Here is a 19,325-nt window from a genome sequence, read left to right on the forward strand (position 1 = left end):
GTGGCGCCGAACTCGCCCGACCTGTCCTGGCAAGCCGTCAGTGGGCGCAGCGGCTTGTCTTGTCTAATTTGTCGGCATGCCCTGCAAAAGCGGATGCAGCCGGCCCGCGACGGGCGCCCGGCTCGGTTCAGTCGAATGATCGCGGGAGCGCCGGCTCGGGCTTGCCGGACGGGCTGCCTGCCCATTTCGCCATGTCCATGGCGCGCGCGTCGAAGCCTTCGCACCAGAGGCAGCTCGGCTCCGTGTGGCCGTGGGCCGTCAGCATCGGGACAAGCGCATGGCCGCAGCCGGGGCAGGGTGTGGTGCGGTTCATGCGCTTCTCCAACGATCTCCGTAACTCAGGAATGGCATTTTCGTCGCACAAGCTTGCGCGGGGCGCTATGACGGCGCAGGAGCGCTGCGATGCACAGGCGCGCTCGTTCCTGACAGCGTAGAGGTAGCGATCCATTGTGACACGGCTGCGATGTCGTCGCCGCTTTCGCGATAGGCGCGAAGCTGGAATTCCGCCGAGCTGCCGCGCGCGACGATGGTGCGGCAGTGTTCGATCTCGGCGGAGCAGTGCAGTGCGGCTGCGTCCTCCGCAATGTCGTCGATCACCCGCGTGAGCAGCTCCGAGATCGTCACCGGTCCGTCCTTGGAGGCGAAGATGCAGTCGGTGCCGTAGCGCTGGGCGCGCCATTTGTTCTCGACCGCGATCGCGCGCTCGACCGCAGTGACCTCCCGGGACAGCTGAGGGCGCAGATAGAGATGCCGCGTCAGGCAGCGGTAGAGCGAGGCGATGGCAACCGCGTCGTCGACGAAGGTGCAGGTGTCGGGCGCGCGAAGCTCCAGCGTCGGATGGTTCATGGAGGGGCGCATTGCCCACCAGATGTGGCTTTCGTCCGGGATCACGCCGGAGCGCTGCAACGCGCCGACATAAGCGTCGAAATCCTGCTTGCCTTCGAACAATTCGGGCAGGCCGCTGCGCGGCAGCTCGGAATAAGCCGCGAGGCGGTAGCCCTTCAATCCGGTCTTGTGCGAATTCCAGAACGGCGAGGACGTCGACAGCGCGATGAACAGCGGCAGATGCGGCAGCATGGCCCGCATCACCGCCATGCGCTTCTCGGGATCCGGCAGCTGCACGTGCACATGCATGCCGCACATCATGTTGCGGTGGCCGATGCTGCGCAGATCCTCGATCATCTCCTCGTAGCGCGGTTTCGGGCTGGGCTGCGACATGCGCCAGACTGCGCTCGGGTGCGTGCCGCAGGCCATGATCACGAAGCCGTATTGCGCAGCGACGTTCGCGACCTCGCGTCGCAGGAAGCGCAGCTCCTCGCGCGCGTCGTTCACGTCGACATGAACGTTGGTTGCGACCTCGAGCTGCGATTGCAGCATCTCGCGCATGGCCTGGCCGCCGGTCGACCAGTTTGCCGATTCGAACAGCTCGTTGGGCGTGCGGATCGCGACCTCGAAGCTGCGGCGGTCAGCGAGGAAGTATTCCTCCTCGATGCCGAAGGAATATTCCGCCGGATTGCCGCCGCCGCCGGCAGAACGGATGACGACATGCTGCTTGTCCTCGGAGGGGGCAAGACGTAGCAGCTTTGAAACGTCTGAAGCAAATGTCATTGGCCACCGGCGCGGTCATTACCTGCGGGCGATAATCCGTCTGATTGTGGCCGGTTCCGCACCCGATGTACTGGAAATTGCAAGGTCGAACGGAACAATTTTGACGGCTTCGGACGCTCGCGCGATCAGGGCGTGGTTCGGCGGGACTTCCGCCCAGTCCGATTCCTTATCGAACGGCTCGGAGACGACGATGACTTGCCCGCCGTCCTCGCGGAAGTAGAGCGTGTTCGCGGCATCGTTCACCGAGACCCGAAATGCGTAGAGGTCGCGGCCGTTGGCAATCGCGCTGGTAAAGCGCAGCCGCTCCCGAAGCCCGCCTTCATTGACGAATCCGAGGAGCGATTGCAGCACGGACTGTGTCGCGCCGAGCGGATCGTGCTCGAGACCGGCCCCCATCATGGCCAGGAACACGGCTTCCGAATCCGTCGTGCCCAGCCGCGACGGATAGTAGGCATCGGGAATCAGCGCCTCGACTTTGCGCCGCAGCCGATTCCAGCTGCCGACGAACCCGTTGTGCATGAACATCCAGTGCCCGCAGGCAAAGGGGTGACAATTCTGCCGCGTCACGGCCGTGCCGGTTGCGGCACGCACATGAGCGAAGAACAGATGCGAGTGCAGATGCCGGCAGAGGTAGCGCAGGTTTTCGTCCGACCACGCCGGGCGCGTCTCGCGATAAAGGCCCGGCTCGGGGTGCTCGCCATACCAGCCGAGACCAAAGCCGTCTCCGTTCGAGCCCGCCGTGGACTGAAGCGAGCGGATGCTCTGCGCAATCAGCGAATGCTCGGGTTCGGTGACATAAGGCTCGAACGAGGTGGTTTCGCCCCGGTATGCGATCCAGCGGCACATGCGGGTTCCTGCCAGGCGGTTTGATGCGTCGCGAGGTGCATCAACACCTGTTACGGACGCATGGTTCCAGCTGCGAAAGGGTTGCATGACCGATCCCGCAACGCCGAACGGATGCGGCGGCTGGTCGCAGCCGGTCCTGCTTGATTCCGACAGGCGTACCTATAATTCTGAAGCGAACAAGAATCCGGGCCCCTCTGGCGAGGACGTCGACGTTCGTCGGCAAACCTCGCGATGTCGGATGACCAGTCCCGCGCGAATGCGATGGATCGGCCGATTGTCGGGCCCCCTGTTTCGTTTTCTCCGACCATTCGTCCCCATCGCAGCTCCGTGCGGCTATTTCGCAAGTTAAGGGAGCTACGATGTCCGGAACCAAGTCCTCAAATTCGATCGAGATCACGGAACCGTCCAGCCTGAATGAGCAGGCCGCGGCGGCCGTGGTGATCGTGGGCGCCCTGGTAGCGGTTGCTGACCGGCGCGTCTCACCCGTCGAACGCGACGAGGTGATCCGTTTCATCAGAGACCGCAAGCTGGCGCCGCACATCGGCGACGAACGGCTCCGTGCGATGTTCGACGAACTCGCCGAACGGCTCGAAGAGCCGGATTTTGCCAACGTCGTGATCGATACGCTGCGACCGGTTTCGGACCTGCCGCTGTCGTCGCATCTGGTGGAGCTGTCGGAGCGCGTTGCTGCCGCAGACGAGGACGTACATCCCCACGAAGTCCAGGCGATTAAATTGTTGCGCTTGCTGACGCTGGTGCTGCCGCGCGCGAAGCCGGTCGGGGCGAGTGCGCCGGGCCCCAAGCTGCAGGCCGCCTCGAAGGGGTAAGCATGAGCACGATTTCGAACGAGCGCGCCAGGCAAACCGAGGGGAACACCGAGCAGATCGCTGGTGGAGACCCGCGCCTGGCCAAGCTCGTCGACCGCCTGCCGCCGCGCATGAGCGACACCCTGACCTATCTGCTCAAGCCGTCCAGCCGCTGGGTCAGGATCCCCTCGGGCACGCTGCTGGTCGTCGGCGGTGTGCTCTCCATCCTCCCGGTGCTCGGCGTCTGGATGCTGCCGCTCGGCCTTGCTCTGCTCGCCGAGGACGTGCCTGCGCTGCGCTCCTCCCGTTCAAAAGTCTTCGACTGGATCGAGCGGCGCAAGCCGCATTGGCTCGATCCGTCTGCCTCTAGGAATGATCAATCATGACTGAACTCATCACCGCCGAAGCGCTGTCCGCGCTGTTTCAAGTCATCCTGATCGATCTCGTGCTCGCCGGCGACAATGCCGTCGTCATCGGCCTTGCGGCTGCCGGCCTGCCGGCCGAGCAGCGCCGCCGCGCCATCATCGTCGGTATCGCCGCTGCCACCGCACTGCGTATCGCCTTCGCCGGCGTTGCGACCCAGCTTCTGCAAGTGATCGGCCTTCTGCTCGCCGGCGGCGTGTTGCTGCTCTGGGTCTGCTGGAAGATGTGGCGCGAGCTGCGCGAGCAGGCCGCGCATTCGAAAGAACTCGCATTCGATAGTAACGGCGCAGGTGCTGCGCCGGTACAGCAGCCGGTAACGCAGAAGACTTTCGGCCAAGCGGCGGTGCAGATCGTCGCCGCCGACGTGTCGATGTCGCTCGACAACGTGCTCGCGGTCGCGGGCGCCGCGCGGGAGCATCCCTACATCCTGGCCTTCGGCCTGCTCTTGTCGGTTGGGATGATGGGCGTTGCCGCGGATCTGCTTGGCCGTTTGCTCCAGAAGCAGCGCTGGGTGGCCTATGTCGGCCTCGCCATCATCCTTTACGTCTCGTTTGAGATGATCTATCGCGGCACGCTGGAACTTGCACCGGTGATTGCGAGTCTCTGAGGCGACAATCTACCGCAGTCCGGAGTGATCAATGACGTCTGAACCCAAAGCACCTTCGGCGCGGGCCGCGCCGTTGCCGCCGGTCGGCCTGCTTCCGAAGCTGATCTTCGGCTCGCGCTGGCTGCAGCTGCCGCTCTATGTTGGCCTCATTGTCGCCCAGTCCGTCTATGTGCTGTTGTTCCTGAAGGAGCTATGGCACCTCGTCTTGCATTCGTTCGACGCCAGCGAGCAGCAGATCATGCTGGTCGTGCTTGGGCTGATTGACGTCGTCATGATCTCGAACCTTCTGATCATGGTGATCGTGGGTGGATACGAGACCTTCGTTTCCCGGCTGAACCTCAGCGGCCATCCGGACGAGCCGGAATGGCTCGGTCACGTCAATGCCAGCGTGCTCAAGATCAAGCTCGCAATGGCGATCATCGGCATCTCCTCGATCTCGCTGCTCAGGACCTTCATCGAGGCCGGCAATCTCGGCACGACCCGCAGCAATTTCACCGAGAGCGGGGTGATGTGGCAGGTGCTGATTCATATGACCTTCATCGTCTCGGCGGTCGGCATCGCATGGGTCGACCGCCTCAGCGAGAGCGGCCATCGCAAGGCGGCCGAGCACGGCTGATAAGCTGGCCGCCCAATACCTCCCGAGCGGCCAATCCTGGAGCCCGCCTGATCGTCCGGTTGGGCGGGCTCTCTTTCGAGATCGATAAAATTGTCTGCAATCGGTTCAGTGCCGGCAAACGCTGCCGACAAGAAGCCGGGCGCCTTAAACCAGGCCTTTGGAACCGATCTGCATCCTGCCCGCAAAGGGCAGGGCATCGGGCATGACAATTCTCAGGGAGATCGTCGCAGCGGTCGCGGGAGTCTACGCGCTCCTGCTGGTCTGTGACGCATTGTTCGGCGTCGGCGAGGCGCGCTTCGACGACGCTTATTACCGCGCAAGCTTCTACGCACCGCGGCCGAAGGAGTTTCGGTTCGCGAGCGACACGCCGCCGGCGGTGCGCGTCAGCGACGCCTTCGCGCAGTTCGCACCTAGCGACGCCAAACCGAACCGGCGCTACTCGTCGCTGACGACGATCATCCGCTGACGCAGCCTCATTCCCCCTGAATCCATTCCGCGACGCCGCGCCACAGCGTGTCGCGGTGCTCGGGGCGGAAGAAGCCGAAATGGCCTATTCCCTTGGCGCCGACGTCGGACGGTTTGACCATCAGCACCTCCGGCTTGATCGCAGTGAATCCGCTCGCGAGCAGCTCGACCGCGGGCCGCGTCGCCCAGGGATCGTCGGAGAAACATAGCGAGCGCAGCTCGCCCTTGAACCTGGCGAAGTTCTCGAGTGCCGGCAGCTTTGAATCGAACAGATAGCGCGGGCTCGAGACCCATTCGGTCCATTGCAGGAAGACGCCCTTGGGCAAATCCTCGCCGATACCGGCCCAGCCCGGTGCGTAACCGAGTGCTTTGACCAGCGGCACACCGACAAAATTCATGAAGGCGTAGACCCGGTATTTTTCCGGCGAGGTCATCAACCGCCATGTCGCGGCCTGCGAGGCCACCAAGGCCGCGCGCGAGATATCGCTGTTATTCGCGATCAGCCCGAGCGCCTGGCCGCCGAAGGAATGGCCGATATAGGCGAGCGGCAGGGCATGATAGCGCTCGCGCATCCAGCTGACCGCGGCGGTGACGTCGAGCGCCGCCCAGTCCGACATCGAGGCCTTGAAGCCGACCAGCGATTTCGGCTGGTTGTAGCCGACCATCGCCGGCAGGCGGGAATCGCCGATGCCGCGATAATCGTAGGTCAGCACCGCGCAGCCGCGATGGGCGAGGTAGGAGGCAAAGCCCCGATAGATCTTTCGCGGCACGGCGGTCGCCGAATTGATCAGGACGGCATGGCGCTTGGCGCCGCGCGGCAGGAACAGGGTGCCGGTCAGGGCATAGCCGTCGGCTGCCGGGAAGCTGATCTCGTCGATGAAAACGTCATCCAGTGCCTCGCCCATGGCGGTCGGTGTCCTGTCGGATTCCTCAAGCCTGCCCAAGCAAATGCGAATTCGGCTTTGGCCGCAAGGGTTTGCGCTGCGAAATGGATTTACAACTGGCGGGGCGTGGCCGGCCTGTGTATAAGGCGGCCCTCGCAACCCCCAGATCAGGTTGTGGTTTTTGCTTCACGGAGAGATTGCGATGTCCGAGCGGTGGACGCCCGAGTCCTGGCGCAGCAAGCCGGTGCTACAGGTGCCCGAATATCCCGACGCCAAGGCTCTGGCCGACGTCGAGGCGCAGCTTGCGACCTTTCCGCCGCTGGTGTTCGCAGGCGAGGCGCGCAATCTGAAGAAGGCCTTGGGCCGCGTTGCGGCCGGCGAGGCCTTCCTGCTGCAGGGCGGCGACTGCGCCGAGAGCTTCGCCGAGCACGGCGCCAACAACATTCGCGACTTCTTCCGCGTGCTGCTGCAGATGGCGGTGGTGCTGACCTATGCCGGCGCGGTGCCGGTGGTGAAGGTCGGCCGCATCGCCGGCCAGTTCGCGAAACCGCGCTCGTCGGCGACCGAGAAGGTGAATGGCGTCGAGCTGCCGAGCTATCGCGGCGACATCGTCAACGACATCGCCTTCACCAGCGAAGCGCGCATTCCCGATCCGCAGCGCCAGCTGATGGCCTATCGCCAGTCCGCCGCGACGCTGAACCTGCTCCGCGCGTTCGCCACCGGCGGCTTCGCCAATCTCGGCAGCGTGCATCAATGGATGCTGGGTTTCCTCAAGGATAGCCCGCAGTCACGCCGCTACAAGGAGCTGGCCGACCGCATCTCGGACGCGCTCAACTTCATGCGCGCCTGCGGCCTCGACCTCGAGAGCCATCCGGAGCTGCGTGCCACCGATTTCTACACCAGCCATGAGGCGCTGCTGCTCGGCTACGAGCAGGCCATGACCCGCGTCGATTCCACCACCGGCGACTGGTACGCGACCTCGGGCCACATGATCTGGATCGGCGACCGCACCCGCCAGCTCGATCACGGCCATGTCGAATATTTCCGCGGCATCAAGAATCCGATCGGGCTGAAGTGCGGCCCCTCGCTCAAGGTGGACGAGCTGCTGAAGCTGATCGACGTGCTCAATCCCGACAACGAGCCGGGCCGGCTGACGCTGATTGGCCGCTTCGGCTCCGACAAGATCGGCGAGCATCTGCCGAACATGGTCCGCGCCGTGAAGCGCGAGGGCCGGGTGGTGGTCTGGTCCTGCGATCCCATGCACGGCAACACCATCACCTCGACGTCCGGCTACAAGACTCGCCCGTTCGACCGCATCCTGTCCGAGGTCAAGTCGTTCTTCGCGGTCCACGCCGCCGAGGGCACCCATGCCGGCGGCGTGCATCTGGAGATGACCGGCCAGGACGTCACCGAATGTCTCGGCGGCGCCCGCGCGATCACGGATGAGGATCTCAACGATCGCTACCACACGGTCTGCGATCCCCGCCTCAACGCCGAGCAATCCATCGATATGGCGTTCCTGGTCGCGGAGCTGCTCAAGCAGGAGCGCGCCGGCAAGGCTCAGCCGATTCCGGCCGCAGCGGGGTTGTAAGACCTTGCTGCGGATCTGGAAGGCCACGATCAATTCCCGCAACGGGCTGGCCTTTGCGTTCCGGTCGGAGCAGGCGGTCCGCGAGGAGATCTTTGCGCTGCTGCTGTCGGTGCCGCTCGCCTGGTTCATCGGCGCCACCGCGATGCGCGCGGTCGAATTGGTGTGCTCTGTCGCTTTCGTGCTGACGGTCGAGTTGCTCAATACCGCGATCGAGAAGCTCGCCGACCGGCTGACCTTGGATCACGACAAGCAGATCGGCCGAGTCAAGGACATGGGCTCGGCCGCGGTTGGCGTTGCGCTTTTGATGACCGGCGCGTTCTGGATCATTGCCATCATCGAGCGATTGGGATTCCTGTAACTCGGGATCGGATAAAGCGGCCATGACCGAACGTCTCGACACATTCGCGGTCACGCTCGCCCAGCTCAATCCGACCATGGGCGACGTGGAGGGCAATGCGGCCAAGGCGCGCGCGGCCCGGGCGCAGGCCAAGTCCGACGGCGCCGATCTCGTGTTGTTTCCAGAACTGTTCATCGCCGGCTATCCGCCGGAAGACCTGGTGCAGAAGCCCGCCTTCCAGGCCGCCTGCCGCGCCGCGATCGAAAGCCTCGCGCGCGAGACCGCCGATGGCGGGCCTGCGATGCTGGTCGGCACGCCCTGGGTCGAGGAGGGCATGCTCTACAATGCCTGTGCGCTGCTCGACGGCGGGCGCATCGCGAGCCTGCGTTTCAAGTGCAACCTGCCGAATTACGGCGTGTTCGACGAGAAGCGGCTGTTTTCGCGCGGCCCTGCCGCCGGTCCCGTCACTGTGCGCGGCGTGCGCATCGGTGTGCCGATCTGCGAGGACATCTGGCTGGAAGAGTCCGAGGATTACGAGAACGTGGTCGAGACGCTGGCCGAGACCGGCGCCGAGATCATCCTGGTGCCGAACGGCTCGCCTTACGCCCGCGACAAGAACGACGTGCGCCTGTCGGTCGCGGTGGCGCGCGTCACGGAGAGCGGGCTGGCGCTGGTCTATCTCAACCAGGTCGGCGGCCAGGACGAGCTCGTGTTCGACGGCGCATCCTTCGCGCTCAATGGCGATCTCTCGCTCGCGGCGCAGCTGCCGGCCTTCGAAGAGGGCATCGTCACGCTGCGCTTCAGCAGAAACGGCGACGACTGGCGCTGCAGCGGGCCGATCGCCGAGCTGCCCGAGGGCGACAAGGCCGACTACGCCGCCTGCGTGCTGGGCTTACGCGATTACGTCACCAAGAACGGCTTTCCAGGCGTGCTGCTCGGCATCTCCGGCGGCATCGATTCGGCGCTCTGCGCGGCGATCGCGGTCGACGCGCTCGGCGTCGACCAGGTGCATGGCGTGATGCTGCCTTACCGCTACACCGCGCCGCATTCGATCGCGGATGCCGGCGAGCTCGCCGGCCATCTCGGCATCCGCTACGAGGTGCTGCCGATCGCCGAAGCCGTGACCGGGTTCGAGACGATCCTGTCCGGCATCTTCAAGAACCTGCCGCCCGATATCACCGAGGAGAACCTCCAGGCCCGCACCCGCGGCACGCTGCTGATGGCGATCTCCAACAAGACCGGGCTGATGGTGGTGACGACCGGCAACAAGTCGGAGATGTCGGTCGGCTACGCCACGCTTTATGGCGACATGAACGGCGGCTTCAACCCGATCAAGGACATCTACAAGACGCAGGTGTTCCGCCTGGCAAGCCTGCGCAATTCCTGGAAGCCGGAGGGCGCGCTCGGCCCTGCCGGCGAGGTGATCCCGCCCGACATCATCACGCGCCCGCCGACCGCGGAGCTGCGCGAGAACCAGACCGATCAGGACTCGTTGCCGCCTTACGACGTGCTCGATGCCATCCTGGAGCGCCTGGTCGAGCGCGAGGAGCCGCTCGACCAGATCATCGCCGCCGGCTTCGACCGCGAGACGGTGATCCGGATCGATCATCTGCTCAACGTCGCCGAATACAAGCGCCGCCAAGCCGCGCCTGGGGTGAAGGTGACACCGAGGAATTTCGGCCGCGACCGCCGTTATCCCATCACCAACCGTTTTCGCGACAAGGGCCAGCCGTTGCCGGCGACGGATGAGGCGCTGGTGTCACGTGGAAGCACGGCGTCAATCGACGCATTCGAGGGGTGAAGCCTGGCCTGAGCGACGGCAGGCGCTATGACGGGGTTGCGAAAAACAGCACCCTCAGGAAGCGCGTGTATTCGGATTCGAGCGCCATGATCGCCACAAATACGAATACCACGACCGGCGGCAGCAGGATGGCATAGGTCAAGGCCAGCCGCTCCCAGGCCATGTGCATGAAGACGGCGACGATCAGGCCGGCCTTCAACATCATGAACAGCAGGATCAGCGACCACCTCAGATAGCCATGCAGGCCAAAGTAGTCGACGAGGTAGGAGAACGTGCTGAGGACAAACAACCAGCCCCAGACCACGAGGTAGAGCTTGATCGGGTGCTGTTGCCCCTCGGCGTGAACGGCTTCCGTTGCGACTGCGCCGTGCGCCGGAGCGTGGAGCCGCTCTTCCATGTGTACCGCCGCGTTTGTCATGCGCCGACCTCACCAAAGATAGAAGAATGCGAAGATGAACACCCACACGAGATCGACGAAGTGCCAGTATAGGCCCGTGATCTCGACGATCTCGTAATTCCCCCTTCGGCTCGTGAAGAAGCCGCGCCTCTCGACGTCGAAGTCGCCACGAAAGACCTTTCGCGCGATGGCGATCAGGAAGATCACACCGAACGTCACATGGGTGCCGTGGAAGCCGGTGATCATGAAGAAGCTCGCACCAAACTGCGGGGCGCCCCATGGATTGCCCCAGGGCCGGACGCCCTCCATGATCAGCTTGGTCCATTCGAAGGCCTGCATTCCGACGAAGGTCGCGCCGAAGGCTGCAGTGACCAGCATCAGGATTGCGGTTCTCACCCGATCGCGGCGGTAGCCGAAATTGACGGCCATCGCCATCGTGCCGCTGCTGCTGATCAGCACGAAGGTCATGATGGCGATCAGGATCAGGGGCATGTGGTTGCCCCCGATATCGAGGGCGAAGACTTCGCTGGGATTGGGCCACGGCACGGTCGTCGACATGCGCGCCGTCATGTAGGAGAGCAGGAAGCAACTGAAGATGAAGGTGTCGCTGAGGAGGAAGATCCACATCATGGCCTTGCCCCAGGACACGTTCTTGAAGGCGCGCTGATCGGACGCCCAGTCGGCGGCGATGCCGCGCCAGCCTTCAAGCCGCGCAGGCGATTGGCCCGGATTTGTCAGCACGGTCTCAGCCATCTGGTCTCGCCTCCCTAGCTCAGCAATTGGCGGCAGATGTCGACGAAATCGTCGGTCCAGCCGGTGAGAAGACCGAGCAGGACAAGCCAGACCAACAGCAGGAAGTGCCAGTAGATGGCGCACAGCTCCACGCTCAAGCGCATGCCGGCGATCTCGGCGCCGCGCCACATCTTGGCCGAGGTTCGGCCCAAGGCCACCAGACCGCCCGTCAGATGCAGCCCGTGCACTGCGGTCAACAGATAGAAGAAGGAATTCGATGGATTGGACGCCACGAAATATCCAGCAGCCCCGAGCCGTTGCCAGGCCAGGAGCTGCCCGGCGAGGAAGATCACGGCAGATGCTCCGCCCGCGAGCAGACCGATCATGACGCCTTCGGTATCGTGTCGGCGCGCGGCCACGTAAGACCATTGCAGCGCGACACTGCTCAGGACCAGGACGCCCGTGTTGACCCACAGCAGCCGCGGCACCGGCAGCGGCCGCCAGTCCACCACGCTCATGCGCATCGAGTAGGCGCTGATGAAGAGGATGAACAAGGCGCTCGCGACCGCGAGAAACACGCCAAGTCCGATCTTCGCTGCCGGCCAGGTTATGGCATCGCCGCCGGGGAAGTCACCGGCCGGGCCTTCCTCCAGCCAGGGCTTCGCCGTCAGGCGCTGCTGCGACAGCCACCATCCGGCGATCACCGCAAGCACAGCCAGGAACAGGATGATGGCGCTCACGAAGCAGCTCCCTGAACGAGCTGAGTCGCACGCGGCGGCTGGTTCTGCGGAATGAAGTCCTCCGCGGCACCGGGCACACTGTAATCATAGGCCCAGCGGTACACGACAGGGAGCTCCTTGCCCCAGTTGCCGTGCGCCGGGGGCGTCTCCGGCGTCTGCCACTCCAGCGTCGTCGCCCGCCACGGATTGCCGCCTGAGGCCTCACCTTTGAACAGGCTCCAGACAAGGTTGAACAGGAACACCATCTGGCTAAAGCCGACGATCAAGGCCACCACGGAGATGAAGGCGTTGAGTGAATGGGCCGAGGACGGGATGAACGTCGTATCCAGGAGTTCGAAATACCGGCGCGGGACCCCGAGCAGTCCAAGATAGTGCATGGGGAAGAAGATCAGGTAGGCGCCGAGGAAGGTGACCCAGAAGTGAAACTTGCCCATGGCCTCGTTCAGCATCCGCCCCGTGACCTTTGGGTACCAATGATAGATCGCGCCGAGCACGACCATGATCGGCGCCACGCCCATCACCATGTGGAAATGGGCGACCACGAACATGGTATCCGAGAGGGGCACGTCCACGACGACGTTGCCGAGGAAGAGGCCGGTGAGCCCGCCGTTCACGAAGGTGACGATGAAGCCGAGGGCGAACAGCATCGGCACCGTGAGATGAATGTCGCCGCGCCACAGGGTCAGCACCCAGTTGTAGACCTTGATCGCGGTGGGGATTGCGATGATGAGCGTCGTGGTGGCGAAGAAGTACCCGAATTGCGGGAACATGCCGCTCACATACATGTGGTGCGCCCATACGATGAAGCTGAGCGCGCCGATGGCTACGATCGCCCAGACCATCATGCGATAACCAAAGATGTTCTTGCGCGCATGCGTGCTGATCAGATCGGAGACGATGCCGAAGGCGGGCAGGGCGACGATGTAGACTTCGGGATGACCGAAAAACCAGAACAGGTGCTGGAAGAGCAACGGGCTGCCGCCGCCATGTTTCGAAAGCGTGCCCATCTCGAGGAGAGCGGGCATGAAGAAGCTGGTTCCCAAGAGACGGTCGAACAGCAGCATGACCGAGGCAACGAACAATGCAGGGAACGCGAGGAGCGCCATAACGGTCGCCGTGAAAATGCCCCACACCGTCAGGGGCAGGCGCATCAAGGTCATGCCGCGCGTGCGCGCCTGCAACACTGTGACCACATAATTCAGCCCGCCCATGGTGAAGCCGATGATGAACAGGATCAGGGACGCGAGCATGAGAAGGATGCCCCAATCCTGCCCGGGCGTTCCTGAAAGGATTGCTTGCGGCGGGTACAGCGTCCAACCGGCGCCGGTGGGGCCACCGGGCACGAAGAATGTCGAGGCAAGCACCAGGACTGCGAGCAGGTAGATCCAGTAGCTCAGCATGTTCACATAGGGGAAGACCATGTCCCTGGCGCCGACCATCAGCGGGATCAGGTAGTTGCCGAAGCCGCCCAGGAACAATGCGGTGAGCAGGTAAATCACCATGATCATGCCGTGCATGGTGATGAACTGGAGGTACTGGTTGGCATCGATGAAAGAGAATGTGCCGGGGAATCCCAGTTGCAGCCGCATCAGCCACGACAGCACCAGGGCCACCAGCCCGATGGCCGTGGCCGTCAGCGAATACTGAATGGCGATCACCTTGGCGTCCTGCGAGAACACATATCGTGTCCACCAGCTCCGCGGATGATAGAGCTCGACGTCAGGTACTTCGGCAGGCGGGATGCCGGGGATCCCTTCATATGGAACATCGACCATAGAACCTCCTCGGTCGTTCCATCGGGGGGAGGCGCTGGCCTCTTGCGCCCGATCTATCTTCGGCGGCAGCTTGCTACTTGCTGCCGGATTGGTACGTCGTCTTCACGACGGCTTTTGCCGGCGATAATTCTGCGAACGTTTTTTGTTGCTCCAGCCAAGCGTGATATTCACGCTCTTCGTCGACGATGACCTTGGCCCGCATTTGATAGTGAGCAGTGCCACAAAGCTCCGCACAGAGGACATCGAACGTTCCGGTTCGGATCGGCGTGATCCAGAAATAGGTCACCATGCCTGGAACCATGTCCATCTTGGCTCGGAATTCGGGCACGTAGAAATCGTGCAGGACATCAACCGAGCGGAGGAGAACCTTGACCGGCTTTCCGACTTGAAGGTGCAGGTCGCCGCTCTCGATCACGACATCGTCCTGCGCGTGCCGGTCGTCACGATTGAGCCCCATCGGATTGTCGGAAGCGATGTTGCGGACATCGGATGTGCCCAACTGCCCATCCTTGCCCGGAAGGCGGAAGCTCCACTGCCATTGCTGGCCCATGACCTCGAGCTCGGTGGCATCCGCAGGCACCGTCACGAACTGGTGCCAGACCACGAGGCCAGGCGCCAGCATGGCCGCGACGCCGACGCCGGTCCCGACGCTCAGCCACCATTCGAGCCTTTTGTTTTCCGGATTGTAGTCAGCCCTTCTTCCCTCTCTATGGCGAAAGCGGAAGACGCAGTAAGCCATGAAGGCGATCACGGCGACGAAAACAAAGCCCGTGATCCAGAACGTGATGTTGATCGTGTGGTCGATATAGGCCCAGTTCGTGGCGATCGGCGTCCACCACCACGGGCTGTAGATGTGAAACAGCACCGAGCCGATCGCGACCAGAAGCAGTATCAGTGCGACAGCCATCCTGATCCATCCTTGCCATCGAAGGCTACGGATACGAATCCAGGGCGGAGCTCATGTCGGTCGCGATGGCTGGCCTTTCTTGGCATATGCCATCGCCGGCCTCTTGCTTCGCCCAGTCCACCGATCGCGAAATCAAGAGAACGCTCGCGACCTTCAACTCTAAGGGCGTCTGCGTCTAAAATGATCCCAGCCTAATCCGGCGTCAATAGAGCAATAGAGGTGCCCGAATTGGTGTGATTGCCGGTGCTGGCAAACCGACAAGCATCCGGCGCCCATTGTTCGGTTTGGGTGATGCAACGCACAAATCCGTGCGGGTGCGCAATTCACCCAACCGTGAGTGCAGTCGTGCTCCGCGCGCGCTAAGCTTGCCGGGCAGGTCGCGACGGGTTCCGTCCGGCCAGGCTCGGTTACTGAACCTGGGTTTCCGTACCAGACCCTTCGCGTTTCCTGCTCGTCAGGCGGACACGCGTGGCTTGAAGAGCGCGTGTTGTCGAAAACCGCGATTTTCAGCACGGGAGGGTCCGTACATGGCCACTCTGTACTCCCACGACATCAGGCGGCGCGCATTCGGCGAAGCGGCCGCCTATCCCATTCGCAAGATCAGCTTGTCCGACCTGACCGAGGCCCTGCGCCTGGGCTGGGCGGATTTCCAGGCGATGCCGAGTCACGCGATCGTCGTGTGCCTGATTTATCCCGTTCTCGGTCTCGTCCTGTTCAGGATGGTGCTCGGCTATTCGGTGCTGCCGCTACTGTTTCCGCTGGCCGCCGGCTTTGCCTTGATCGGTCCTTTTGCCGCGATCGGTCTCTACGAACTCAGCCGTCGTCGCGAGCGCGGCGAAGAGGTCGAAGCATGGGATGCGATCAAGGTGCTGCGCGCACCGTCGTTCGGCGCCATGGTCGAACTCGGCGTGCTCCTGCTGGTCCTGTTCGGGGCCTGGATCGGTGCCGCGAACGCAATCTATGTCGCGATCTTCGGTCACGCTGCGGCCGCAAGCATACCCGACTTCGCAACGCGCGTGCTGACGACACCCGAAGGCTGGTCGCTCATCATCATCGGTTGCGGTGTCGGCTTCCTGTTTGCGGTTGTGGCATTGTGCGTTAGCGTCGTGTCATTTCCGTTGATGCTGGACCGTCATGCGACGGCGATCGACGCGATCCGCACGTCGCTCCGAGCGGTGGCGGCGAATCCGGTTGCGATGGCCGGATGGGGCCTCATCGTGGCGGCGCTGCTCGTGATCGGCTCGCTGCCGCTCTTCGTCGGTCTCGCCGTCGTTCTGCCGGTGCTCGGTCATGCCACCTGGCACCTCTATCGGCGGGTGGTCGAGCCCAATCCGAACCCACCGGATGCACCGCTTCCGCCCCGGAAGGGCAGGCGCTACGCAGCAGACTTTCCGGCCAATCTCTTCCCGTGGAGCCGCGAGGGCGAGCCGTAACAGCGGAACGGCCGCGCTGGGACGCCTGCGCGGAACATGACAGAGTGGCGGCCTACTTCTGCTGCTGCGGCAGGAAGGTCGGGCCGACCGAGCGGATCGGCTTGTTCTCCGACGCGGGGCTCGCGTCCGCGGGTGGCGTGGCGACCGGTGCGGCAGCAGTTGCTGGCGCAGGAGCCGCGCCTTTCTTGGCATTGGCAGGCTGCGGCGCGCCCTTGTTGAGTCGTTGCTGCTGCATCTTCCTGGCGCTTTCCTCGGTGACGATGATGTCGCCCTGCTGCTCGGCCGCGGCCTTGTCATCGGCCGATTTCAGCGCATCCGCCCAGGTCTGTCCCGCCGCCTTGCAGGAGCAGGACGGGTTGAACTCGCTGCGGAATTTGAATGCGGTCGGCAGCGCCGTGTAGGGCTGGCCGCCGATCGAGACCGCCGCGTTCATGTCCTCGCCGGGATTGCGATGGCTGTAGAGCACGGCTTCCGCGGCCGGGCACAGCGCCTTGCAGGTTCTCTCGTCGTCGGCGAAACGCGCCGGCACGGTGGCAAAGGAGATCGGGAAATAAGCGCCGTCGCAGGTGCGCACGCAGACGGTGCGGAAGGTGCCGGATTGCGGGCCGAGATCGGAGGGCGGCACGGCCTGCGGATTGTTCGGGTTGTTGCCGCCGAACAGATTGCTGAGGAAGTTGCCGCCGCCCTGCTGCTGCACGGCATTGGCATATTGCGGGCCGCAATTGTTCTGCGCCAGCGCCATCAGCACCGAGCGGCGCTGGTTGTCGCGCTCCGGGTTGGCGCCGGGGCCGCCGCGCAGCCGCTCGAGGCTGCCGGTAATCTGGTCCAGATTGGCGCGCATCTGCTGGATCTGGGTGTTGACCGGGCCGCACTGCGCCGACTGGCCGTTGAACAGCGAGAAGAAGCCGGAGGAATCGCAGCCCATGCGCTTGGCCTGCATGGTGACACGGTCGAGCTCGGCCTGCTGCTTGGCCTGGGAATCCTGGTAGCGGCGGATCTGCTCTTCGCGCGCGGCATCACCTCCGCCGCGATCGAGCGCGGCGAGTTGGGCTTCCAGCCGCACGCACATCGGGTTCGGTCCGAGCCCGTTCTGGCCGGGCTGGGGCGGCGGGCCGGCCTGCGCCAAAGCGCCATCGGCGAGCACGAGTGTGCCGAGGAGCACGGTGCAGGCAAGGAGGGAGCGGGCACGGAGGAGAGAGAAGAATTCAGGCATATCCGCCATTCTAGCGAGGTCACGGCCCAGCGTGATCATCCAAGTGAGGTGGGGGCCGAAGCGCGCCCTCCAATAGCCGCTTCCCGCGGCATCGTCACGTCGTTTCAGGGGCCGAACTGGTCCTAAGGTCCGCCAGCTCCGAGGGAATTCAGCGCTGGCAGGTGATTGCGACATATTCGTCGCAATGGCCATGGGAGCAGTTTGTGCCGGTTTTGGGGACGGAGCCGGTAATTTCGTCGGGATCGACCCGGCGATAGCCTGATGCCTTTGCAAAATCTCGTGACTGACAATAGGTGCGCGCGGCGGAGGCGCCGCATGTGTCGCCCTTGGTGTCGTTCTTGGACAGGCACTGGTCGGCGATGATGAAGACGCGGGTCTCGGCGCACGCCTGAGGTGCTGCAAGGAGCGAGGCGCTGAAAATGAGCGCGAGCAGGGATCGCATGAAAATACCGGGGGCAAAAAATTAGGGAACCGCGGGTTTCAGAATGGGCTCAAATGGTTAGGGGATCATGAACCCCCCGGGCGGGCCGCGCCCCGTGCGGAGGCAAAAACGGCATTTTCGCGGCCCTTGACGCCGGGGCCCGTGGTGGCCCATATGTGGCCGCATGGACGGTCTCCTCGCCATTTGCGCCATTTGCCGCGAGATTACGAGCTAGCGATTCGCTGGCTGGAGCCGTCTTTTCTCAAACACATTGAGAGCCTTGGACGCCCGGCCGAGAGGGATGGGTTGTCATGGAATTGCGTCTTTACGATACGCTGAGCCGGGAAAAGCGCACCTTCGTGCCGCTCGATCCGAACAACGTCCGCATGTATGTCTGCGGACCGACGGTCTATGACTTCGCCCATATCGGCAATGCGCGGCCGGTGATCGTGTTCGACGTGCTGTTTCGGCTGCTGCGCCACATCTACGGCGAGGCGCACGTCAAATATGTCCGCAACATCACCGACGTCGACGACAAGATCAACGACCGCGCCGCGCGCGATTTTCCCGGCCTGCCGCTGAACGAGGCCATTCGCAAGGTCACCGAGCAGACCGGCAAGCAGTTTCATGCCGACGTCGATGCGCTCGGCGCGCTTCGGCCGAGCGTCGAGCCGCGCGCCACGGAGCATATCGGCGAGATGCGCGAGATCATCGAGAAGCTGGTCGCCGGCGGCTTTGCCTATGTGGCCGAGGACCACGTGCTGTTCTCGCCGCAGGCGATGAACGCGGCCAATTCCGCGCTGCCGCGCTATGGCGCGCTGTCGAAGCGCTCGCTCGACGAGATGATCGCCGGCGCGCGGGTCGATGTTGCGCCCTACAAGCGCGATGCGACCGACTTCGTGCTGTGGAAGCCGTCGAAGCCGGGCGAGCCGTCCTGGCCGTCGCCATCCGGCATCAAGGCGGAGGGGCGTCCGGGCTGGCACATCGAGTGCTCGGCGATGGCCTGGAAGCATCTCGGCGAGCATTTCGACATCCATGGCGGCGGCATCGATCTCGTGTTTCCGCACCACGAGAACGAGGTCGCGCAGACCTGCTGCGCCTTCCATCGCGAGCGCATGGCGAATTATTGGATGCACAACGGCTTCTTGCAGGTCGAGAGCGAGAAGATGTCGAAGAGCCTCGGCAACTTCATCACGATCCACGAGCTGCTCAGGGATTGGCCGGGTGAGGTGCTGCGCCTCAACATGCTCAAGACGCATTACCGCTCGCCGATCGACTGGACCATGAAGTCGCTGGAGGAGAGCGCCAAGACGCTCGACGACTGGTATCGCGTCGCGGCCGATGTCGTGTCCGGCGAGCCGGCTCCGTCGGTGGTCGAACCGCTGCTCGACGACCTCAACACGCCGCAGGCGATCGCGGCGCTGCACGGCCTCCGCGGCAACGATATCGCAGGTCTTGCGGGCTCGTTGCGGCTGCTCGGATTCCTCTCCGAGAGCGCGGCGCAGTGGGAAGGGCGCAAGCAGCAGGCGAGCGGGATCGACGCCAAGGAGGTCGAGCGCCTGCTCGCGGAGCGAACAGCTGCGCGTGGCCGCAAGGACTTTGGCGAGTCCGACCGCATTCGCGATCTGCTCGCTGCGATGGGCGTCGTGATCAAGGACTCCAAGGAAGGCACCACCTGGGAGATCGCCCGATGAAGCGCCCCGAGACGCCGTTTCCGCGGCAC

Annotated in this window: 21 protein-coding genes; 10 read left to right on the top strand and 11 right to left on the bottom strand. The window is 63.8% G+C overall.

The window, feature by feature from the left end:
- Window positions 1-127: 127 nt before the first annotated feature.
- The 3 genes from N2605_RS13215 to N2605_RS13225 all read right to left on the bottom strand — a co-directional run bounded on the left by N2605_RS13215 (window position 128) and on the right by N2605_RS13225 (window position 2,454).
- On the bottom strand, window positions 128-313 hold the full coding sequence (locus N2605_RS13215; RefSeq protein ID WP_036022282.1) for a hypothetical protein: 186 nt from the start codon (window positions 311-313) through the stop codon (window positions 128-130).
- Window positions 314-378: 65 nt separating this feature from the next.
- Window positions 379-1,608, bottom strand: a complete 1,230-nt coding sequence (locus N2605_RS13220; protein WP_260346894.1) for a carboxylate-amine ligase — start codon at window positions 1,606-1,608, stop codon at window positions 379-381.
- A gap of 18 nt (window positions 1,609-1,626) precedes the next feature.
- Entirely contained in the window at window positions 1,627-2,454 is an 828-nt protein-coding gene (locus tag N2605_RS13225) for a class II glutamine amidotransferase (RefSeq protein ID WP_036001537.1), read from the bottom strand.
- Between the two features lie 359 nt (window positions 2,455-2,813).
- On the opposite strand from N2605_RS13225, the gene N2605_RS13230 reads away from it, so the two are divergent.
- From N2605_RS13230 to N2605_RS13250, 5 genes are all read left to right on the top strand, one after another.
- Window positions 2,814-3,281, top strand: coding sequence for a tellurite resistance TerB family protein (locus tag N2605_RS13230; protein WP_260346896.1), 468 nt, complete (start codon window positions 2,814-2,816; stop codon window positions 3,279-3,281).
- A gap of 2 nt (window positions 3,282-3,283) precedes the next feature.
- Window positions 3,284-3,646: a hypothetical protein gene (locus tag N2605_RS13235; RefSeq protein WP_036022245.1), complete on the top strand. Its 363-nt coding sequence runs from the start codon at window positions 3,284-3,286 to the stop codon at window positions 3,644-3,646.
- Entirely contained in the window at window positions 3,643-4,290 is a 648-nt protein-coding gene (locus N2605_RS13240) for a TerC family protein (protein WP_036022248.1), read from the top strand. Before N2605_RS13235 ends, N2605_RS13240 begins: the two co-directional genes overlap by 4 nt.
- Window positions 4,291-4,321: 31 nt before the next feature.
- Window positions 4,322-4,906 (top strand): TIGR00645 family protein, encoded by a 585-nt coding sequence (locus N2605_RS13245; protein WP_036022249.1) that lies wholly within the window; start codon window positions 4,322-4,324, stop codon window positions 4,904-4,906.
- Between the two features lie 202 nt (window positions 4,907-5,108).
- On the top strand, window positions 5,109-5,372 hold the full coding sequence (locus N2605_RS13250; protein ID WP_036001521.1) for a hypothetical protein: 264 nt from the start codon (window positions 5,109-5,111) through the stop codon (window positions 5,370-5,372).
- 7 nt (window positions 5,373-5,379) lie between these two features.
- Here N2605_RS13250 and N2605_RS13255 read toward each other — a convergent pair whose 3' ends face one another.
- On the bottom strand, window positions 5,380-6,276 hold the full coding sequence (locus N2605_RS13255; protein ID WP_109144142.1) for an alpha/beta hydrolase family protein: 897 nt from the start codon (window positions 6,274-6,276) through the stop codon (window positions 5,380-5,382).
- Window positions 6,277-6,457: 181 nt separating this feature from the next.
- Here N2605_RS13255 and N2605_RS13260 point away from each other — a divergent pair, with 181 nt between their 5' ends.
- Genes N2605_RS13260 through N2605_RS13270 form a run of 3 tightly spaced genes read left to right on the top strand, consistent with a single transcriptional unit; the run spans window position 6,458 to window position 9,984 of the window.
- On the top strand, window positions 6,458-7,846 hold the full coding sequence (locus tag N2605_RS13260; protein WP_036001515.1) for a class II 3-deoxy-7-phosphoheptulonate synthase: 1,389 nt from the start codon (window positions 6,458-6,460) through the stop codon (window positions 7,844-7,846).
- A 4-nt stretch (window positions 7,847-7,850) separates the two neighbouring features.
- On the top strand, window positions 7,851-8,204 hold the full coding sequence (locus N2605_RS13265) for a diacylglycerol kinase (protein WP_036001513.1): 354 nt from the start codon (window positions 7,851-7,853) through the stop codon (window positions 8,202-8,204).
- Between the two features lie 22 nt (window positions 8,205-8,226).
- A complete protein-coding gene (locus N2605_RS13270; protein ID WP_260346903.1) occupies window positions 8,227-9,984 on the top strand; it encodes an NAD+ synthase in 1,758 nt (585 codons plus the stop codon).
- A gap of 25 nt (window positions 9,985-10,009) precedes the next feature.
- Here the strand turns inward: N2605_RS13270 and N2605_RS13275 are convergent, their stop codons facing one another.
- From N2605_RS13275 to N2605_RS13295, 5 genes are all read right to left on the bottom strand, one after another.
- Window positions 10,010-10,402 carry a cytochrome C oxidase subunit IV family protein gene (locus tag N2605_RS13275; protein ID WP_036001507.1) on the bottom strand — a complete coding sequence of 131 codons (393 nt, stop codon included), beginning with the start codon at window positions 10,400-10,402 and terminating at the stop codon, window positions 10,010-10,012.
- Between the two features lie 9 nt (window positions 10,403-10,411).
- Window positions 10,412-11,134: a heme-copper oxidase subunit III family protein gene (locus N2605_RS13280; RefSeq protein ID WP_036001504.1), complete on the bottom strand. Its 723-nt coding sequence runs from the start codon at window positions 11,132-11,134 to the stop codon at window positions 10,412-10,414.
- A 14-nt stretch (window positions 11,135-11,148) separates the two neighbouring features.
- Window positions 11,149-11,853, bottom strand: coding sequence for a cytochrome c oxidase subunit 3 (locus tag N2605_RS13285; protein ID WP_036001502.1), 705 nt, complete (start codon window positions 11,851-11,853; stop codon window positions 11,149-11,151).
- Window positions 11,850-13,628, bottom strand: a complete 1,779-nt coding sequence (locus N2605_RS13290; RefSeq protein ID WP_036001499.1) for a cbb3-type cytochrome c oxidase subunit I — start codon at window positions 13,626-13,628, stop codon at window positions 11,850-11,852. Before N2605_RS13290 ends, N2605_RS13285 begins: the two co-directional genes overlap by 4 nt.
- A 73-nt stretch (window positions 13,629-13,701) precedes the next feature.
- The gene (locus tag N2605_RS13295; protein ID WP_109144140.1) at window positions 13,702-14,535 is read right to left on the bottom strand and encodes a cytochrome c oxidase subunit II; all 834 of its coding nucleotides are present in this window, start codon (window positions 14,533-14,535) and stop codon (window positions 13,702-13,704) included.
- Window positions 14,536-15,062: 527 nt separating this feature from the next.
- On the opposite strand from N2605_RS13295, the gene N2605_RS13300 reads away from it, so the two are divergent.
- A complete protein-coding gene (locus N2605_RS13300; RefSeq protein ID WP_225155823.1) occupies window positions 15,063-15,968 on the top strand; it encodes a DUF2189 domain-containing protein in 906 nt (301 codons plus the stop codon).
- 52 nt (window positions 15,969-16,020) lie between these two features.
- Here N2605_RS13300 and N2605_RS13305 read toward each other — a convergent pair whose 3' ends face one another.
- Window positions 16,021-17,190, bottom strand: a complete 1,170-nt coding sequence (locus N2605_RS13305) for a DUF2865 domain-containing protein (protein ID WP_260346908.1) — start codon at window positions 17,188-17,190, stop codon at window positions 16,021-16,023.
- A 139-nt stretch (window positions 17,191-17,329) separates the two neighbouring features.
- The gene (locus N2605_RS13310; protein ID WP_036001478.1) at window positions 17,330-17,623 is read right to left on the bottom strand and encodes a hypothetical protein; all 294 of its coding nucleotides are present in this window, start codon (window positions 17,621-17,623) and stop codon (window positions 17,330-17,332) included.
- Window positions 17,624-17,913: 290 nt separating this feature from the next.
- Here N2605_RS13310 and cysS point away from each other — a divergent pair, with 290 nt between their 5' ends.
- Window positions 17,914-19,296 carry a cysteine--tRNA ligase gene (cysS, locus tag N2605_RS13315; RefSeq protein WP_036001475.1) on the top strand — a complete coding sequence of 461 codons (1,383 nt, stop codon included), beginning with the start codon at window positions 17,914-17,916 and terminating at the stop codon, window positions 19,294-19,296.
- Window positions 19,297-19,325 lie beyond the last annotated feature (29 nt).

Origin of the sequence: Bradyrhizobium yuanmingense (genome assembly GCF_025200905.1) — a bacterium.
GTDB classification, from domain to species: domain Bacteria; phylum Pseudomonadota; class Alphaproteobacteria; order Rhizobiales; family Xanthobacteraceae; genus Bradyrhizobium; species Bradyrhizobium yuanmingense.